The organism is Sphaerisporangium sp. NPDC049457 (assembly GCF_055586705.1).
Genome location: NZ_JBVJHR010000009.1, coordinates 95,547 through 114,155 on the forward strand (window position 1 = coordinate 95,547; position 18,609 = coordinate 114,155).

17 protein-coding genes and 2 riboswitches are annotated in these 18,609 nt (G+C 72.8%); of the genes, 10 read left to right on the forward strand and 7 right to left on the reverse strand.

What is annotated here, in order from left to right:
* Positions 1-53 precede the first annotated feature (53 nt).
* From ACZ6QO_RS15885 to ACZ6QO_RS15895, 3 genes are all read right to left on the reverse strand, one after another.
* The gene (locus tag ACZ6QO_RS15885; protein ID WP_465851279.1) at positions 54-1,400 is read right to left on the reverse strand and encodes a formimidoylglutamate deiminase; all 1,347 of its coding nucleotides are present in this window, start codon (positions 1,398-1,400) and stop codon (positions 54-56) included.
* Positions 1,401-1,540: 140 nt separating this feature from the next.
* Positions 1,541-2,236, reverse strand: coding sequence for an SDR family oxidoreductase (locus ACZ6QO_RS15890; protein WP_465851281.1), 696 nt, complete (start codon positions 2,234-2,236; stop codon positions 1,541-1,543).
* An 80-nt stretch (positions 2,237-2,316) separates the two neighbouring features.
* The gene (locus tag ACZ6QO_RS15895) at positions 2,317-3,159 is read right to left on the reverse strand and encodes a MurR/RpiR family transcriptional regulator (protein ID WP_465851283.1); all 843 of its coding nucleotides are present in this window, start codon (positions 3,157-3,159) and stop codon (positions 2,317-2,319) included.
* Positions 3,160-3,417: 258 nt separating this feature from the next.
* Here ACZ6QO_RS15895 and ACZ6QO_RS15900 point away from each other — a divergent pair, with 258 nt between their 5' ends.
* The 3 genes from ACZ6QO_RS15900 to ACZ6QO_RS15910 all read left to right on the forward strand — a co-directional run bounded on the left by ACZ6QO_RS15900 (position 3,418) and on the right by ACZ6QO_RS15910 (position 7,869).
* Entirely contained in the window at positions 3,418-4,809 is a 1,392-nt protein-coding gene (locus ACZ6QO_RS15900) for a DUF4331 domain-containing protein (protein WP_465851285.1), read from the forward strand.
* Positions 4,810-5,030: 221 nt separating this feature from the next.
* Positions 5,031-6,356, forward strand: coding sequence for a tetratricopeptide repeat protein (locus ACZ6QO_RS15905; protein WP_465851287.1), 1,326 nt, complete (start codon positions 5,031-5,033; stop codon positions 6,354-6,356).
* A 34-nt stretch (positions 6,357-6,390) separates the two neighbouring features.
* The gene (locus tag ACZ6QO_RS15910) at positions 6,391-7,869 is read left to right on the forward strand and encodes a nickel/cobalt transporter (protein WP_465851289.1); all 1,479 of its coding nucleotides are present in this window, start codon (positions 6,391-6,393) and stop codon (positions 7,867-7,869) included.
* Between the two features lie 202 nt (positions 7,870-8,071).
* Here ACZ6QO_RS15910 and ACZ6QO_RS15915 read toward each other — a convergent pair whose 3' ends face one another.
* The gene (locus ACZ6QO_RS15915) at positions 8,072-8,989 is read right to left on the reverse strand and encodes a TIGR03620 family F420-dependent LLM class oxidoreductase (RefSeq protein ID WP_465851291.1); all 918 of its coding nucleotides are present in this window, start codon (positions 8,987-8,989) and stop codon (positions 8,072-8,074) included.
* Between the two features lie 363 nt (positions 8,990-9,352).
* Between ACZ6QO_RS15915 and ACZ6QO_RS15920 the strand changes: the two genes are divergently transcribed.
* On the forward strand, positions 9,353-9,994 hold the full coding sequence (locus ACZ6QO_RS15920; RefSeq protein ID WP_465851293.1) for a serine aminopeptidase domain-containing protein: 642 nt from the start codon (positions 9,353-9,355) through the stop codon (positions 9,992-9,994).
* Positions 9,995-10,112: 118 nt separating this feature from the next.
* Here ACZ6QO_RS15920 and ACZ6QO_RS15925 read toward each other — a convergent pair whose 3' ends face one another.
* The 3 genes from ACZ6QO_RS15925 to ACZ6QO_RS15935 all read right to left on the reverse strand — a co-directional run bounded on the left by ACZ6QO_RS15925 (position 10,113) and on the right by ACZ6QO_RS15935 (position 12,257).
* Positions 10,113-10,298, reverse strand: coding sequence for a hypothetical protein (locus tag ACZ6QO_RS15925; RefSeq protein WP_465851295.1), 186 nt, complete (start codon positions 10,296-10,298; stop codon positions 10,113-10,115).
* 103 nt (positions 10,299-10,401) lie between these two features.
* On the reverse strand, positions 10,402-11,280 hold the full coding sequence (locus ACZ6QO_RS15930; RefSeq protein WP_465851296.1) for a hypothetical protein: 879 nt from the start codon (positions 11,278-11,280) through the stop codon (positions 10,402-10,404).
* A 254-nt stretch (positions 11,281-11,534) separates the two neighbouring features.
* The gene (locus ACZ6QO_RS15935) at positions 11,535-12,257 is read right to left on the reverse strand and encodes a FadR/GntR family transcriptional regulator (RefSeq protein WP_465851298.1); all 723 of its coding nucleotides are present in this window, start codon (positions 12,255-12,257) and stop codon (positions 11,535-11,537) included.
* A 90-nt stretch (positions 12,258-12,347) separates the two neighbouring features.
* Between ACZ6QO_RS15935 and ACZ6QO_RS15940 the strand changes: the two genes are divergently transcribed.
* From ACZ6QO_RS15940 to gcvH, 6 genes are all read left to right on the forward strand, one after another.
* On the forward strand, positions 12,348-13,748 hold the full coding sequence (locus ACZ6QO_RS15940; protein ID WP_465851300.1) for a glutamine synthetase family protein: 1,401 nt from the start codon (positions 12,348-12,350) through the stop codon (positions 13,746-13,748).
* 168 nt (positions 13,749-13,916) lie between these two features.
* On the forward strand, positions 13,917-15,260 hold the full coding sequence (locus ACZ6QO_RS15945; protein ID WP_465851302.1) for an aldehyde dehydrogenase family protein: 1,344 nt from the start codon (positions 13,917-13,919) through the stop codon (positions 15,258-15,260).
* A gap of 51 nt (positions 15,261-15,311) precedes the next feature.
* Positions 15,312-16,076, forward strand: a complete 765-nt coding sequence (locus tag ACZ6QO_RS15950; protein WP_465851304.1) for a 3-oxoacyl-ACP reductase — start codon at positions 15,312-15,314, stop codon at positions 16,074-16,076.
* Positions 16,077-16,085: 9 nt separating this feature from the next.
* A complete protein-coding gene (locus ACZ6QO_RS15955; RefSeq protein WP_465851305.1) occupies positions 16,086-16,796 on the forward strand; it encodes a gamma-glutamyl-gamma-aminobutyrate hydrolase family protein in 711 nt (236 codons plus the stop codon).
* 18 nt (positions 16,797-16,814) lie between these two features.
* Positions 16,815-16,912: riboswitch (glycine riboswitch) on the forward strand.
* Positions 16,913-17,013: riboswitch (glycine riboswitch) on the forward strand.
* Positions 17,014-17,046: 33 nt separating this feature from the next.
* Positions 17,047-18,138, forward strand: coding sequence for a glycine cleavage system aminomethyltransferase GcvT (gene gcvT, locus ACZ6QO_RS15960; protein ID WP_465851307.1), 1,092 nt, complete (start codon positions 17,047-17,049; stop codon positions 18,136-18,138).
* A complete protein-coding gene (gene gcvH, locus ACZ6QO_RS15965) occupies positions 18,135-18,524 on the forward strand; it encodes a glycine cleavage system protein GcvH (protein WP_465851308.1) in 390 nt (129 codons plus the stop codon). Before gcvT ends, gcvH begins: the two co-directional genes overlap by 4 nt.
* Positions 18,525-18,609: the final 85 nt, after the last annotated feature.

Below are 18,609 nucleotides of genomic sequence, written 5' to 3' on the forward strand. Positions count from 1 at the left end.
GAAGAGCGCACGGATGACCGTCGAAAAGGCTGGTCAAGGACGGGGAAAGGCAGTCATTCCCGCAGCGCCGAGATGGCGCCGGCGAGCATCGCTCCGACGTCGCCGAGAATGTGGCCGCCCTCGACGACGACCCGCCGGCCGCCGGACACGACCGAGTGCACATCGGAGGCCGAGGCGCCGAAGACCACGGTCTCGGCCGGGCAGCCGCTGCCCGCGCCTGCGGTGCGCACCGAGTCCAGCCGCACCGAGACCAGGTCGGCCCACGCGCCGGGGACGATGAACCCCGCGTCGGGGTGGCCGAGCGACGCCTGCCCCGCCATCGTGGCCGCGTCGAGCAGGTCGGCGGCCGTCCAGTGGCCGCGTTCCCCCGTGGTCAGCCGCTCCCCAAGCTCGACCGCTCTGGCCTCCTCCAGCAGGTCGATCATGGCGTTGCTGTCGCTGCCCAGCGTGACCGGCGACCCGGCGTCGTGCAGCCGGCGGGCCGGGCCGATGCCGTCGGCGAGATCCCGCTCGGTGGTGGGGCACACGCAGACGTGGGTCGAGCTGCCGCCGAGCAGCGCCACGTCCACGTCCGACAGGTGGGTCGCGTGGACGGCCGTCGTACGCGGACCGAGGACGCCGTGCTCGTACAGCACCTGGACCGGGGTGGCGCTGTAGGTCTCGACGCAATGGCGGTTCTCGGTGCGCCGCTCGGACACCTGGGCGTGCACCGGGGCGGCCCTGCGGCGGCCGAACTCGGCGACCACCGGCATCTGCTCAGGCGGGCAGGCGCGCACCGAGTGGACGGCCCCGCCGACGACCACGTCGCCGCTGCCGGCGTACTCGTCCGCCAGGGCGTCCACCCGCCCCGCCCAGTCATGGGCGTCGCGCTCGCCGAAGCGCAGTTGCGTGCCGCTCGGCGCGGCGCCGATGCCGCCGGTCAGGTAGCAGGCGTCGAGGAGGGTGATGCGCAGGCCGGCGTCCCTGGCCGCCTGGATGAGGGCGTGGCCCATCGCGTTGGGGTCGGCGTACGGCCGGCCGCCCTCGCCGTGATGCAGGTAGTGGAACTCCCCGACGCAGGTGATGCCCGCCAGCGCCATCTCCGCGAAGGTCGCCCTGGCCAGGTCGAGGTAGGTGTCGGGGTCGAGCCGCGCCGCCACCGAGTACATGCGCTCGCGCCACGCCCGGAAGCTCTCCACGCCGCCCTGGGCCTGGCCGCGCAGGGCGCGGTGGAAGGCGTGGGAGTGCGCGTTGGCCATGCCGGGCATCGTCAGCCCGCACAGGCGCACGGCGCCCTCCGGGGCGGTGACGCCCTGCGCCACCTCCGAGAAGCGGCTGCCCTCCACCCGGACGAGCACCCCCTCGACCGCCTTGCCGGGGGGCAGCCAGGCCAGCTCGCACCAGTAGGTAAGGTCCGACACGCCGTCAATCTGTCCAGCGAAAAGTCAACGTATGTCCCGATATATGAATCAATTCATTGACGTCATGTGAAATGACCGATCGGGCGCGCTGGACGGCCGGATGGACGGTGACAATCTCGGGGCCTTGGAAACGCCGCGCGTCAGGCGACCGGGCCCGCCGCGGGCCGCACGGTGATCTCGGTGATGTGGGCGTCCTCGCCTGCCGTCACCGCCACGTGCACCGCCCGCGCGACCGACTCGGGCAGCAGGTAACGCTCGGGCTCGTACGCGCCCCCCTCGTGCTCGCGCACCTCGCGCTGCATGTCGGTGTCCACCCGTCCCGGGTACACCGTGGTGACGCGCACGCCGTGCGGTTCCTCCTCCTGCCGCAGCACGTCGGCGAAGGCCCGCAGCGCGAACTTGCTCGCGGTGTAGGCGCCCCAGCCGGGGTTGGCCCGCTGACCGGCGCCGGAGTTGATCAAAACCACGTGGCCGCGAGCGGCGCGCAGCGCGGGCAGCAGCAGGCGCGTCAGCTCGGCCACGGCGATCACGTTGACCTCCATCGACTCGCGCCATTCACGCGCCGTCACCTCGGCGATCGCGCCGAGCCGCGCCACGCCGGCGCTGTGCACGAGCAGGTCGAGACGCTCGACGGCGGCCGCCGCCTCGGCCACGGCCCGCTCGTCGGTCAGCTCCACCGGCCACGGCCGCGCGCCCAGCTCGTCGCAGACGGCGCGCAGCGCGGTGCCGTCGCGCCCGCCGATGAGCAGGTCGTGCGTGGGCGCGAGAGCCCGGGCGACGGCCGCGCCGACCCCGCGCGAGCCTCCGGTGATCAGTGCGACGGATCGTGCCTCCATGCGCCTCACCTTAGGCGTTACGCCCGATCAAGGAGCCACCGGCCGACGGGTTTCGGCCGATGGCGCATGCCGGGCGGGCGTCAGGGCGCCAGGAAGACCCCGGTCTGACCGCTCATGCGCTCGTCCTCCTCCAGCCGGGCGCGGGTGCGCAGCGGCGCCGCCTGGGCCATGGCCTCCAGCAGCAGCATCGCCACGGTCAGCGGCGCGGCGTGCGAGCCGCAGACGGTGTCCTCTCCCACCGGCGCGTGCAGCACCACGTCCGCCGGGAACGGCACCTCGGCCCGGTCGGTGATGACGGCCGTGCGCAGACCGAGTTCGGCGGCGTACTCCAGCGCCTGCACGGCCTCCACGGGGTAGCGGGGCAGCACGACGGCCAGCAGCCACTCGGACCCGGCGCGGCGCGCCGCGTGCAGGCCGTCGGTCAGCTCGGAGCCGCCGTGCACCAGCGGCCGCACGTCGGGGTGGATGCGCCGGGCATAGTAGGTGAACGTCATGACCGGCCCTGAGGACACGCGCAGGCCGAGCACGGGCAGCGGCTCGCAGGCCGCGAGCGCCGTGCCGAGCCCTCGGATGCGCCCGGAGAGCCCGTCGGCCGGCCGGCCGGACGCCGGGACGCCACCGGCCAGGCGGTCGCGGACGGCCGCGAGGTTGCGCATCTCGCGGTCGATCATCTCAAGCAGCGACCACCCGGCGCCCGCTCCGTCGCCGCCGCGCGGCGGCGCGGGGTCGGCGGCCCCGTCGCCGCTCAGCACGAGCGGACGCAGGGCGTGACGGAACTCCGGGTACCCGGCGAAACCCAGGGCCATCGCGAACCGGGTCACCGACGGCTGGCTCACGCCGGCCCGCTCGGCGAGCTCGACGCTCGAAAGGAAGATCGCGTCAGGGAGGTTCTCGCTCAGGTAGTCCGCGATGCGCCTCTGCACAGGCGAAAGACGCCTGTCCCCGATCAGCTGTTCGAGCCCGTCCGCCAACTTGCACCTCCAGCCCCCGGGGCGGCCATCCCCGCGATCGACAACGCGAAAGAACGCCGTCCTCATCCCGCCGCCCGGAACCCGATCGCACGCCGGCCAATCCGAAGACGCCACGGCCCCGTATATCCCCGTGAGGACCCGGCCGGACCTCTTCCCACGGATCGAACGATCGGTCGCGCCGCGACCGATGGCCGAAAGGACCATGACGACATGGAACTCCGGATCAACCGGCGAGCCCTGCTGGCGCTGGGGGCCGTTGGGGTGGTGGCCGCGTCTTCGCTCGCCCTCCTGCGTCCCGAGCCCGGCGGCGCGTCCTCCCACCGCGAGGCCCCGCTCATCGCCGGCGACCCGCGCAACGACAACACCGACGTGTACGCCTTCGTCAGCCCCGACAAGCCCGACACCGTCACGCTCATCGCCAACTGGATCCCGTTCGAGGAGCCGGCCGGCGGGCCGAACTTCTACACCTTCGACACCAGGTCGCGCTACAACATCAAGATCGACAACAACGGCAACGGGCTGCCGGACGTCACCTACCAGTGGACCTTCCGCGATGAGGACCGCCGCGGCACCTCCACCTTCCTGTACAACAACGGCCCGGTCACCTCGCTCGGCGACGAGAACCTGCTGTTCCGCCAGCGCTACACGCTGAAGAAGTTCACGGCGCGCCGGGGATGGACCACGGTGATCAAGGACGGGATCGTCGCGCCGAGCAACACCGGCGCCGCGTCGATGCCCGACTATGGCAAGCTGCGCGCCCAGTCGCTGCGCAAGCTGCCCGGGGGCGGCCGGACCTTCGCCGGCCAGGCCGACGAGGCGTTCTTCCTCGACCTCCGGGTCTTCGACCTGCTGTACGGCGGCGACCTGTCGGAGGTCGGCCAGGACACCACCAAGGGCTACAACGTCCACAGCATCGCCATCCAGGTGCCCAAGGACGAGGTGGCGCTGAAGAACGACGCCGGCCGCAACCCGGTGATCGGCGTCTGGTCCACCACGGAGAAGTGGAGCCCGAGCGGCTACAAGCAGGTCTCGCGGCTGGGCAACCCGCTGGTCAACGAGGTCGTCGTCCCCGCCGCGCTGAAGGACACCTTCAACTCGATCAGCCCCGACAAGGACGCCGGCATCCCGGCGGTCGTCAAGCGGGTCACCAACCCCGAGCTGCCCAAGCTCATCGAGGGCATCTACAAGATCCCCGCGCCCAAGACGCCGCGCGCCGACCTGGTCGAGATCTTCCTGACCGGCATCGCCAAGGCCAACGGCCCCATCAAGGCCGACCTCAACTCGCAGATCCTCAACAAGGACGCCGACCCCAGGGCGTTCAGGCCCTCGGAGATGCTCCGGCTCAACATGGCGATCCCGCCCACGCGCGACCCGAACCGGCTCGGCGTGCTCGCGGGCGACCTGCAGGGCTTCCCGAACGGCCGCCGCCTCGGCGACGACGTCGTCGACATCTCGCTCCAGGCGGTCGAGGGGGCCGCGCTGACCGGCAAGCTGGTCGACGCCCTGGCCGCGGGGGACAAGGTCGACGCCAACGACAAGCCGTTCCAGCCGAAGTTCCCCTACATCCCGCTGCCGGGATCCGCGGCGGTCAACCAGCGCTGACCGGACCTCCGGCGCGCCACCCCCTCGCGACGAGGCCGGCGACCCCCCGCCGCCTCGCCGCGCCCCCACCCCGCCGCCGGACCCCGGCGCCCCGCCTCGCTGGACCCCGGCGCCCCGCCTCGCCGCCTCGCTCCGCCGTTCGCCCCCGCCGTCTCGCCGCCTTCCCCGGCGATGGCGGCCGGGGGCCCGCTTCAGCCGTACGGGAAACCAGGAGAATCACCATGTCTCACCTCGATCGCCGTCGCGGCCGCCTGCGCGCGGCGGCCGTCACGGGGGCCGGCGCCCTCGCGGTGGCCCTGGCGGTCACGGCCGCGGCGACCCTGCTGCCCCGGTCGCCGGCCTCTCCCGCCGCCCCCGCCGTCCAGGCGCCGGCCGCCGCCGCGTCCGCCGAGATCCCGCGCTCGCCGGCGGGCACGGCGGCGGCCGTGAAGAACCTGGGAGAACGGCTGAAGAGGCTGCCCAAGGACCACCAGGCGTGGGCGTCGCTCGGCGTCGCGTACGTGGAGCAGGCCCGGGTCACCGCCGACCCGTCGTCCTACGTGCGGGCCGAGGAGGCGCTGGACCGGGCGGCGGCCCTGGCCCCGGACGACCCCGCCGTCCTCACCGGCCGCGCCGCGCTGGCCGCGGGCCGCCACGAGTTCGCGGACGCGGCGCGGCTGGCGGGACAAGCCATCGCGGCCAACCCCTACGGCGCCGCCGCCTACGGCGTGCTGGCCGATGCCCGCACTCAACTCGGTGACCACGCGGGCGCCACCGAGTCCGTGCGGCGGATGATGGACCTGAAGCCCGGCGTCGCCTCCTTCACCCGGGCGTCCTACGACGCCGAGCTGCGCGGGGACGTCCGCGAGGCCGGACGGCTGCTGGAGGCGGCGCTGAGCGACGCGTTCACCCCCGAGGACGTCGCCTACTGCCGCTTCTACCTCGGTGAGCTGGCGCTTCGCGCGGGCGACCTGCCGCGGGCCGGCCGGATGTACCAGGAGGCGCGGCGCGCCTTCCCCGGGTTCGTCCCCGCCCTGGCCGGGCAGGCCCGCGCGGAGGCGCTCGCCGGACGGCTCGACCGCGCCGCCGGCGGGTACGCCGCGGTGGTCGCCCGCCTTCCCTTGGCGCAGTACATCGTCGAGTACGGCGAGGTGCTGCGGAAGCTCGGCAGGGACCCCGGTGGGCAGTGGGCGCTGCTGAGGGCGCAGAAACGGCTCATGGCCGCCGGCGGGGTCCGCGACGACCTCACCTGGGCCGAGTTCGAGGCCGACCACGGCTCCCCGGCGGAGGCGGTGCGGCACGCCGAGGCCGAGTACGCGAGGAACCGCAACCTGGCCGCCGCCGACGCCCTGGCCTGGGCGCTGCACAAGGCGGGCAGGTCCCGCGAAGCCTTGCCGTACGCGAGGAAGGCGACCGCGAGGGGATGGCGCAACGCCCTGGCCCTGTACCACCGCGCCACGATCGAGCGCGCACTCGGACGCGGTTCCGCCACCCGCCCCCTCGCCGCCGCCAGGGCGGTCAACCCCGCCTTCTCCCCCGCCCTCCCCTCCCTCGCCAGACCCTCATGACCCCCGGCCCTCTCACCCCTCACGCGAGGTCCATATGATCGCCCTGGTCCTGGCCGCCGTCGTGGCGGCCCACCCGCTCGGCAACTTCACGGTCAACCACTACGACGGGCTGAAGGTCACCCCTGAGCGGATCGAGAACACGGCCATCGTCGACTACGCCGAGCTGCCTACGCTCCAAGCCGCGGCGGAGATCGGCGCCGACCGCTCCGGATCCGCCTCCCCGGCGGAGAAGTCCGCGTACGCCGCCGCGACGTGCGCGGACCTGGCCCGCGGCCAGCGGCTCGCGGTGGACGGCACGGCGGTGCCGTGGCGGGTCGGCGCCGCCTCCTACACGCACGCGCCGGGCCAGGGCGGCCTGGAGACCAGCCGCCTGATGTGCGCCCTGTGGGCGCCGGCCACCGTCACGGCGTCCTCGTCGGTCGCGTTCACCGACTCCTTCCTGGACGATCGCATCGGCTGGCGCGAGATCACGGCGGTCGCCGAGGGCCTGCGGCTGGACCGGCCCGCCGTGCCCTCGGTCAGCGTGAGCCGGCGACTGACCGCCTATCCCGGCGACCTGCTCGCCGAGCCCCTCGACCAACGCGAGGTCACCCTCCGCCTCACCGCCGCCGCCCCGGCTGCGGACTCCACCGGCCCGGCGAACGGACGACCCGACGCCTTGCGCGGCCCGTCCTCGGCTCTGGGCGGGCCGACCCTTCCAGGGCCGTTCGGTGACTGGTTGGCCGGGCTGGACCGCACCTTCACCGGTCTCATCGGCGCCTCGTCGCTCACCGTGCCGCTCGGTCTGCTCGCCGTGCTGCTGGCGGTGGTGCTCGGCGCCGGGCATGCGCTGATCCCCGGGCACGGCAAGACCGTCATGGCCGCCTACCTGGCCGGACGGCGGGGCCGGCCCCGCGACGCGCTGGTGGTCGGCGCCACGGTCACCGCCACGCACACTGCCGGGGTGCTCGTCGTGGGACTGGTGATCAGCGCGCTCTCCTCCGTGGCCGGGGAGTCGGTCCTGTCCTGGCTGGGCCTGGCCAGCGGAATGCTGATCGCCGCCGTCGGCCTGCGCCTCCTGTGGTCCGCCTCCCGCGCCCGGACCAACGGCACCCCCCACGGACATGACCACGGCCACGGTCATGGTCACGGGCATGGGCACGGGCACGGCCACGGCCACGAACATGGACATGGGCATGGACACGGTCACGGGCGGGCCGGGCTGATCGGGCTGGGGGTGGCGGGCGGGCTGGTGCCGAGCCCCTCGGCGCTGATCGTGCTGCTCGGAGCGGCGGCGCTCGGCCGCACGTGGTTCGGCGTCGCCCTGGTCGGCGCGTACGGCCTCGGGATGGCGGCCACGCTCACGGCCACGGGTCTGCTGCTGGTGAAGCTGGCCACCCGCCTGGACGCGCTCGCCACAGCCCGGCGAGGCCTGGCCGGACGGATCGCCGGGCTGGCCCCGATCGGCACCGCCACGACGGTCGTCCTCCTCGGCGCCGGCCTGGCCATCCGCGGCCTCGCCGGCGCCGTCTGACTCCAGCACCACGACCAGCTACCGCATCCGGCCGCGCGGTGGCACAGCCACTGGAACGCCGGCCGGGCCATCGCCGCACACGGCGCCGATCTCGCCCGCACCCCGACCCGCCGACCCGGCGCCGATCAGAACCAGCACGCCAGGTGGGCGGGCCGGGGCGGGGCCGGGACTCGCAAAGTGGCGGGGCGGGGTGAGGGGGTTGTCAGGTGGTGAGGGCTGGGGTCAGGAGGCGGAGGTGGGTGAGGGTTTCGTCGAGGGTGGGGGCGAGGGGTTGGACGCAGACGTGGTCGGCTCCGGCGTCGAGGTGGGCGCGGACCCTCTCGCCAATGGCGTCCGCGTCGCCCCAGGCGACGATCGCGTCCACGAGGGCGTCGCTGCCGCCGTCGGCGAAGTCGGCGTCGCCCCAGCCCATCTCGCGCAGGTTGTTCACATAGTTCGGCAGCGTCAGGTACAGGGCCATGTACTCGCGGGCGGTGGCCCTGGCGCTTTCAGCGTCGGAGTCGAGGACGACCGCCTGCTCCGGGACGAGCAGGGGCTCCGGGCCGAGGATCTCCCTGGCCTTGGCCGTGTGGTCGGGGCCGACGAAGTACGTGTGCGCCCCCTGGGTGCGCTCGGCGGCGAGCCGCAGCATGTTGGTGCGCAGCGCGGCGAGCACACGGGCCGGCCGCTCGGCCAGCGGCGCGTTGTAGGGCGCCTGGTCCATCGCGTCGAGGTAGGCGCGCATGGTCGAGACCGGTTTGCCGTAGTCGTGGCCGCGCACGGCCACCAGGGGGACGTGGCTGACGCCGAGGCCGAGGATGAAGCGGCCGGACCACGCCTCGGCCAGGGCGCCGGCGCCCGCGTCCGCCGAGGCCGCGTCGCGCGCGTAGATGTTGGCGATGCCGGTGGCGACGATGAGCCGCTCGGTGGCCGAGAGCAGGACGGCGGAGTTCACCAGGGAGTCCTTGGCCCCGTACACCTCGGCGATCCACAGGGCTCCGTACCCGAGTTCCTCGATGGTGGCGGCCGCTCTGCGCGCGCTGTCCGCGTCCACCTCGCCTAGGGTGCCGAGCCACACGCCGGTCTTGCCGAGGCGCCGCCTGAGCGCCGCCAGGTCCGGCGCGGGGGTGTCCTTGTGCATGCTCGCTTCGCCCTCTCCACGTCGATACGTGACTCATCGACTTGATGAACCGATGAGACTCAATGGATCACTCAATGATCTATTCGTTCATACGGCAATGCGTCATGGGGGTGCCGGTCATCGGCGGGGACGTCTCCGGCGCCCGGAGAAGGTCATCGCCGTGGCCGGGGGTCGTGTGTCCTGTGTCGTGTCGGCAGCATTCCCCGTCAGCATCCCCCGCCGGACGCTTGGATACGCGTAGTAGTTGGTCCGCGACGTGGAGTCGACGGCCGTGGCGGCGCGGTCGGGCACGGGTGTGCGGGAGGCGGACGGCCCGGCGGAGCGCCCACCGGCCCGGGAAGTGCGGGGCCGTAGGATCCCCGCATGAGGCGGGCACTGATCTGGTTGCACGGCGGGGCGTGGATGCGGCGGCACGCCGGCGAGCGTTCGCGCGGCATCCTCGCCGCCCACGGTCTCGACGTCTTCCCGGCGAACCACCGGCTGAGCCACGAGGCGACATGGCCCGCGCAACTGGAGGACGTGCGGGCGGCGGCCCGTAAGGTGCGCGCCGGCCATCCGGACGTGCCACTGCTGGTCGCCGGCACCTCCTCCGGCGCCCACCTCGCCCTTCACCTGGGGCTTCGGGGCGTGGACGCGCCCGACGACATCGCGGCCGTCATCGCGTGCGCTCCCCCGGTGGACCCGCTCGCGGCCGACTGGCCCGAGTGCCGAGAGGCGGACGCCCCGTGGGCCCGGCTCCTCGGCCATGTCCCCGCCCCCGGCGACGAGGCGACCGCTGACGCGACACCGGCCAACCACGTCGGCAACGGAGTGCCGGTGCTGCTGCTGCACGGCCACGAGGACGCCGTCGTGCCGCCGACGCAGACCCTGGACCTGAGCAACGCCCTGCTGGCCTCCGGCCATCCGGTGACGACCTATCTCGCCGCGGGAGGCCACGACGTCGACCTGGACCGCGAGGACGTCCGGCAGGTCGTCGCCTCGTTCCTCGCCGGCCTCCCCGGCTGAGCGGCCGAGAGCCGGCCGTCGCGCCCGCAGGAAGCGCCGCCGGACACGTCGCGCCACGTGTCCGGCCGGACGCCGCGCCCGGGGACGCCGGGCGGGCCGCCCGCGGGACGGGAGCCGGTCAGCGGCGGATGCCGTACTCGCGGCGGATCTGCCGGGCGACCTCCTCCAGCTCATCCCGGGTCTGCAGCAGCCGGGCCTCGGCCTCCTCGGTGCGGGCCTCGGCGGCCGCGGTGCGATCGCCGGTGCTCGCGCCGAACCGCCGCTTCACCCGGGCCTTGAGCTCGCGCGGCTTCCAGTTGTTCATGAATCCCATCGTGCTTCGCCTCCTCACCCGATCGACCTTGATCCCCGCTACTCCCCCGTAATCGGCGGACCATGCGTGATCCACGAGCCTTCCGCGTCCGTGATCATGGGTTGACGCGCGGCCGGGCCGCCGGTTCGCCTCTCTTCGACGCCTCGCCGGCTCTGGACGTCTCTGCCGTCTTGGCGGCGTCCGCCGACCTGACCGTCTCGCCGGCCTTGCTCCAGACGGACGGCAGGTCGTGACGGCCCGAGACGAACTCCTGCACGGCGATCTTCGCCTTGATCACCGGCCGGCGCCAGCGGATCTCCCGGTGCACCGCCTTGGCCATCTTGGACGGCCGGGGACGGCGGGAGCCCGGGGCGAAGAACCAGCGCGCCCAAGGCGACCCCGGACGCGCCAGCCGCACCGCGCCGACCACCAGCAGGAGCGGCACGAACAGCCCGGCGAGCCCGGTCCAGATCTTGCCCTTGAGCAGCGTGATCACGGCGAGCGCGAGGTTGAGGAGCAGCAGCAGGCCCGCCGACCATCTGCCCGCGGGCGACGGCTCCGGCTCCTCCCAGCCGAAGGGGCGCAGGCCCACCAGCAGCAGCAGCGTCACCGCGATCGCCACGAAGACCGCGTCGACCGACGTGCGCCCCTCCTCCGACCAGTAGACGTCCCGCAGGTGCAGGATCAGCGCGAACTCGTCGAGCACGAGCGCCGCGCCGACCCCGAAGACCGCGGCCGTGCAGGCGTACCAGCCGGAGGACAACTGTGCGGTGACCAGCCCGGCGACCCCGCCGAACAGCATGAGCACCACGCCGAACACGACGTGGTGGACGTGCACGTCACCGACGTTGACGTCGCGGAACCAGCCGACCTTGGCTCGGATCAGCCGCACGTTGGCGCGGGTGAAGACGAACGTGATGATCAGCGCCGTCAGGAAGCAGAAGAGCGGCAGCCGTCCGGTGTCGATGATCCGTTCGTGAAACCAGACTCCCACAGACAACCCCCCCAGTACCGATGCTACGTACGGTCCCGCGGTCGTTGATCCACCGGGCCATGCCGTCCGTCCCGCCGATCCCGCCCGCTCGGTAAGACGATCGAGGAGGGAGCGTGGTGCCCTCGGCGGCGCCGGGCCAGGTCACGGGCCGCAGGCGGCGCCGACGTCACCGGGAGGGCTCGTCGCGCGGAAGAGCGCGGGCCGCGGAAGGTTCAGGCGGGAAAGCGGAAGGATCAGGCGAGGAAGCGGAAGGTTCAGGCGAGGAAGGCGCGCAGGAGGGCGGCGGTGCCGTCCAGATGCTCGACGACGGCCTGCCGCGCGGCCTCGGGGTCCCCCGCGAGGATGGCGGCGACCATCGCGGCGTGCTGGGCGGCGGCGTGGTCGATGTTGGGGCCGAGCACCGGGATGGCGTTGAGCAGGTCGGTGACCCGCAGCCGCGCGTCGGCGGCGGCCGAGGCGAGCAGCGCCGACCCGGTCAGCTCGGCGATGGACAGGTGGAAGGCCGTGTCCAGCCGCCGGTAGTCGTCCGGCGCGGCGTCGTTGACGTCCTCCAGCCTGCGCTGGAGGGTCGCGCGCTGCTCCTCGGTGAGTTCGGTGGCCGCCAGCACCTGGGCGGCCCCGCACTCGATCGCCATGCGGAAGGTCAGCGCGTCGTCCAGCTCGTCCGCGCCCATCCGGTTGACCGCCCGGCGCAGGTCGTCGCGGCGGGGCCGCGGCGGCTCGTACACCACGAACGCTCCCCCGTACCTGCCGCGCCGCACGTCGAGGTAGCCGGCGTCCTGGAGGGCGCGGATGGCCTCGCGCAGCGTGACCCGGCTGATGCCGAGCCGGACGGCGAGCTCGCGCTCGGCGGGCAGTTTGTCGCCGGGGGCGACCACGCCGAGCTTGATGGCCTGCAGCAGCCGTTCGACGGTCTCTTCGAAGGCGTTCCCGGCGCGGACCGGCCGCAGGAGCGCGACGAGCTGGTGCCCGTCCATCACTTCCTCCCCAGACCAGGCCTCAATGGTTCGAGATTAGTCCATTCGGCGGCTCGGGGGCGCCGGACCGTTGACGCGGAGCGGCCGCTGATGCTTGCATGCCTGCAATGGTCTGTTTCCAGACCTCTGCGAAAAGGGGGCTCGGTGCTCACCGTCGACCAACTGCGTGAAGAGGTGTCCGCCGGCCGGGTCGACACCGTGCTTCTGGCCATCGTCGACATGCAGGGACGCCTCCAGGGCAAGCGGCTGTCCGCGCGGTACTTCCTTTCGGAGGTGCTGCACCACGCCGCCGAAGGATGCAACTACCTCCTCGCCGTGGACATCGACATGAACACCGTCGCTGGTTACGGCATGTCGTCCTGGGACCGCGGCTACGGCGACTTCGTGATGCGCCCCGACCTGTCCACGCTGCGCCGGGTGCCGTGGCAGGAGGGCACGGCCATGCTCATGGCCGATCTGGTCTGGGAGGACGGCGCCGACGTCGCCGCCTCGCCGCGGCAGATCCTGCGCGGGCAGACGGCCCGGCTGGCCGAGCGCGGCTGGGCCGCGTACGTGGGCACCGAGCTGGAGTTCGTCGTCTACACCGACAGCTACGAGAGCGCCTGGTCCAAGGCGTACCGCGACCTGACCCCGGCCAACCAGTACAACGTCGACTACTCCCTGCTCGGCGGCGCCCGCGTCGAGCCCCTGCTGCGCCGCGTCCGGCTCGGCATGGAGGGCGCGGGCATGTACGTCGAGTCGGCCAAGGGCGAGTGCAACCTCGGCCAGCACGAGATCGCCTTCCGGTTCGCCGAGGCGCTCACCACGTGCGACAACCACTCGATCTACAAGAACGGCGCCAAGGAGATCGCCGCCCAGGAGGGCATGTCGATCACCTTCATGGCCAAGCCGAACCAGCGCGAGGGCAACTCCTGTCACATCCACATCTCGCTGCGCGGCGGCGACGGCGAGCCGGTCATGGCCGGGGACGGGCCGCACGGGCTGTCCCGGCTCGGCGAGCACTTCATCGCCGGTCAGCTCGCCGCGATGCGCGAGCTGACGCTGCTGTTCGCGCCCAACATCAACTCCTACAAGCGCTACGTGCCGGGCAGCTTCGCCCCGACGGCGGTCAAATGGGGTGTGGACAACCGCACCTGCTCCCTGCGCCTGGTCGGGCACGGCCCGTCGCTGCGCGTGGAGAACCGCGTGCCCGGCGGCGACGTCAACCCCTACCTGGCGGTCTCCGGCCTCATCGCGGCCGGGCTGCACGGCATCGAGCAGGAGCTGCCGCTGGAGGAGGCCTACACCGGCAACGCCTACACCTCGGGCGCCGCGACCGTGCCGGCCACCCTGCGGGACGCGCTGGTCCTGTGGGAGGGCTCGAAGATCGCCCGGGACGCGCTCGGCGAGCAGGTCGTCGAGCACTACGCCAACAACGCCCGGGTCGAGCTGGCGGCCTTCGACGCGGCGGTCACCGACTGGGAGCTGTTCCGCGGCTTCGAGCGAATGTGACCGGCCTGCCCGCATGTGACCGGCCGGCCGGCATGGGACACGAGTATCCCCAGAGCACCCGAGGACCTGGATGTGACCCGACCACCAGGATGTTGAAATGAGCACCACCGCAGCCGCCGCCGAGGCGGACGCGGCGACCACAGCACCGGCCACCGAGGCGCAAACCATATGAAGATCATCAACCCTGCCACCGAGGACGTGCTCGCCGACGTCGAGCTCGCCGACCCGGCCGAGACCGACCACGCGGTCGAGCGCGCCAGGAAGGCGTTCCCCGCGTGGCGTGACGTCTCTCCCGGCGACCGCGCCCGGCTGCTGCGGCGCTTCGCCGACCTGGTCGACCGGCACGGCGACGAGCTGGCCTCGCTGGAGCTGGCCAACGCCGGCCACCTGGCCGGCAACGCCCGCTGGGAGGCCGGCAACGTCCGCGACGTCCTGCACTTCTACGCGGGGGCGCCTGAGCGCAATCATGGCAAGCAGATCCCGGTGCCGGGCGGGGTGGACATCACCTTCGCCGAACCGCTCGGCGTCGTGGGCGTGATCGTGCCGTGGAACTTCCCCATGGTCATCATGACCTGGGGAGCGGCCCCGGCACTGGCGGCGGGCAACACCGTCATCGTGAAGCCCGCCGAGTGGACCCCGCTCACGGCGCTGAGGCTGGCGGAGCTGGCCTTGGAGGCCGGCCTCCCCGAGGGGGTGCTCCAGGTTCTTCCTGGGGCAGGGGAGGTCGCGGGGGCCCGGCTCGTGGAGCACCCCGGCGTCAACAAGATCGTCTTCACCGGGTCGACCGAAGTGGGCAGGCTCATCGCCGCCAAGGCGGCGGAGCGGGTCAAGCGGGTCACACTGGAGCTCGGCGGCAAGAGCGCCAACGTGGTCTTCGCCGACGCCGACCTGGAGCGCGCGGCGGCGACCGCCCCCTCGGCCGTCTTCGACAACAGCGGGCAGGACTGCTGCGCGCGCTCGCGCATCCTGGTCGAGCGGCCGGTGTTCGAGGAGTTCCTCGACCGGCTGGTCGCGGCGGTCGGCGCGCTCACCGTGGGCGACCCGCGCGACCCGGGCACCGACCTCGGGCCGCTGATCAGCGCCGAGCACCGTGAGCGGGTGGCCTCGTTCGTGACCGGCGCCCCGCGCTTCCAGGGGACGTGCCCGGCGGGCAAGGGCTTCTGGTATCCCCCGACCGTGCTCACCCACGACTCGCTGGACGAGCGCGCGTTCACCGAAGAGATCTTCGGGCCCGTGGTCAGCGTCGTCCCGTTCGACGGCGAGGCGGAGGCCGTCCGCATCGCCAACGACACCCAGTACGGCCTTTCCGGGTCGATCTGGACGCGGGACGTGGGACGCGCCCTGCGGACGGCCCGCGCGATCGAGGCCGGCAACCTGTCGGTCAACTCCCACTCGTCGGTCCGCTACTGGACGCCCTTCGGCGGCTACAAGCAGTCGGGGCTCGGCCGCGAGCTGGGCCCGGACGCGCTCGCCGCCTTCACCGAGACCAAGAACGTCTTCATCGCGCACTGACCTCCGGCAGCGGAGGGACATCGGGAATCCACATCCAGGGAGTTCGCCACCATGCAACGTCTGCGCGACCGCGTCGCCGTCATCACGGGTGCGGCGGGGGGCATCGGCCTCGCCACGGCCCGCCGCTTCGCCGAGGAGGGCGCCAAGGTCGTGTGCGCCGACCTCGACGAGGAGGGCGGCACGAAGATCGCCGAAGAGGTCGGGGGCCTGTTCGTCCGGGCCGACGTGACCAGCGAGGACGACGTCGCGGGGATGTTCCGCACGGCGTTCGACACCTACGGCGCCGTGGACGTCGCCTTCAACAACGCCGGCATCTCCCCGCCCGACGACGACTCCATCCTGACCACGGGCATGGACGCCTGGCGGCGGGTGCAGGACGTCAACCTGACCAGCGTGTACCTCTGCTGCAAGCACGCCATCCCGTACATGCGGCGGCAGGGCAAGGGGTCGATCATCAACACCGCGTCGTTCGTGGCGGTGATGGGGTCGGCGACCTCGCAGATCTCCTACACCGCCTCCAAGGGCGGCGTGCTCGCCATGTCCCGCGAGCTGGGCGTCCAGTTCGCCCGCGAGGGCATCCGGGTCAACGCGCTGTGCCCGGGGCCGGTGAACACGCCGCTGCTGCAGGAGCTGTTCGCCAAGGATCCCGAACGGGCGCAGCGGCGCCTGGTGCACATCCCGCTGGGCCGGTTCGCCGAGGCCTCCGAGATCGCCGCCGCCGTCGCGTTCCTGGCCTCCGACGACGCCAGCTTCATCACCGGCGCGGAGTTCCTGGTGGACGGCGGCATCTCCGGCGCCTACGTGACCCCGCTGTAGCCTGCGCACATGTCGCGACCCGTCATCGGCGTCACCTGCTACGTCGAACCCGCCGCCTTCACGGTCTGGCGGACGCCGGCGGCGCTGCTGCCGTACACCTACGTCGAGCACGTCGTGCGGGCGGGCGGCCAGCCGGTCATCCTGCCCCCGGCGGGCGACCCCGCGTCGCTGGCCGGGCGGCTGGACGGCCTGATCGTGGCCGGAGGCGGGGACGTCGACCCCGGCAGGTACGGGGAGCGCCCGCACCCACAGACCGGCTATGTCCGGCAATTTCGCGATGAGGCGGAGTTCGGGCTGGTCGGCACCGCGCTGGACGAAGGGCTGCCGCTGCTCGCCGTGTGCCGGGGCATGCAGGTGCTGAACGTCCACCTCGGCGGCACCCTGCACCAGCACCTTCCCGACGTGGTCGGCCACGGCGGCCACTCCCCCGCGCCCGGCGAGTTCGGCCACCTGCCGGTCCGCCCGGTGCCGGGCACCGTCCTGTCCAAGGTGCTGGGCGAGGACCAGGTCGGCGCCGCCCACTACCACCACCAGGCCGTCGACCGCCTCGGCGCGGGCCTCACCGTGGCGGCGACCTGCGACGACGGCACCGTGGAGGCCGTGGAGCTGGCCGGTCACCCCTTCGCGCTGGCCGTGCAGTGGCATCCCGAGGCGGGCGAGGAAGGTCATCTGTTCGAGGCGCTCGTCGCCGCCGCGACGTCGGGCGAGCGGCATTGGTAGGGTGTGCGAGAACACCGGTGATCCCGTGCGGGAGAGCGTCCTGACATCCGGTCAGGACCCCTGAAGGAGCAAGTCCTCCCCGCGAACCTCACAAGGCAAAGGACCGCGCGGGCCAGGTGATCTCTGGAAAGCAGGCTTCTCCGCAGAGCCTCGCCGAAGGTGAAAGTCCGGCAAAACCCGGGCGAAACTCTCAGGCACCGATGACAGAGGGGGAGGATGCTCTCATCCAACCCTGTCTGAGGTGCCCATCATGTCCCGACCCACACCGCTCCGCGAGGTGCACGAGAGCCTCGGCGCGACGCTCACCGACTTCGCCGGCTGGCTGATGCCGCTGCGCTACGGCAGCGAGTCCGCCGAGCACAACGCGGTGCGCACGGCCGCGGGCCTGTTCGACCTCTCCCACATGGGCGAGATCTTCCTCACCGGGCCGCAGGCGGCCGAGGCGCTGGACTACGCGCTGGTGGGCAACCTGTCGGCGCTGGAGCCCGGCCGGGCCCGCTACACCATGATCTGCGCCCCCACCGGGGGCGTGCTGGACGACCTGATCGTCTACCGCCTGGCCGCCGAGGAGTTCCTCGTCGTGGCCAACGCCTCCAACTACGAGCAGGTGGCCGCCGAGCTCACCCGGCGCGCCGAGGGCTTCCAGGCCGACGTGCACGACCGCTCCGCCGAGTACGCGCTGATCGCCGTCCAGGGGCCGCGCGCGCAGGAGATCCTCGGCACGCTCACCGACGCCGACCTGCCCGGGTTGAAGTACTACGCGGGCCTGCCGGGCACCGTCGCCGGCATCGAGGCGCTCATCGCCCGCACCGGCTACACCGGCGAGGACGGCTTCGAGCTGTTCGTCGCCGCCGGCGACGCCGTGCAGCTGTGGCAGGAGCTCACCAAGGCCGGCGACTCCTACGGCCTGCGCCCCGCCGGGCTGTCCGCCCGTGACACCCTGCGCCTGGAGGCCGGCATGCCGCTGTACGGCAACGAGCTGGACGCCGGCCTCACCCCCTTCGACGCCGGCCTCGGCCGCGTCGTGCGGTTCGACAAGGCCGGCGACTTCGTCGGCCGCGCGGCGCTCGCGCCGCTCAAGGACGTGCCTCCGCGCCGGCGCCTCACCGGCCTGGTCGCGCGGGGCCGCCGAGTGCCGCGCCACGGCTACCCCGTGGTGCTGCTGACCGACGGCACCGTCGTTGGGGAGGTCACCAGCGGCGCGCCCTCGCAGTCCCTCGGCAAGCCGATCGCGATGGCCTACGTGGACACCAACGTGTCCGAGGGCCTGGCGGTCGACATCCGTGGTAGCCATGAACCGGTCGACGTGATTGACCTGCCTTTTTACCGGAGGAGCAAGTGAGCAGCATTCCCGAGGAGCTCAGCTACACCAAGGAGCACGAGTGGGTGGCCGGTCTTGACGACGGCCTCACCGTGACCGTGGGCATCACGGCGTTCGCCGCGGATGCGCTGGGCGATGTGGTCTTCGTCCAGCTGCCGGAGGTGGGCGGCACCGTCGAGGCGGGCGACGCCGTGGGCGAGGTCGAGTCCACCAAGTCCGTCAGCGACATCTACGCGCCGGTCAGCGGCGAGATCGTCGAGGTCAACCAGACCGTCGTGGACGACCCGTCGCTGGTCAACTCCGACCCCTACGGCGACGGGTGGCTGTTCCGGGTGCGCATCGAGGGCACCCCCGAGGAGCTCCTCACCGCCGAGGAGTACACCACCGTCACGACGTCCGACTCCTGACCCTTCCACCATCCGTCCAGACCACCGTCGCCGGCCGGCCATCCCAACCGGCCGGCCGGTCGGTGCGCGAATGCGCACAACAGAT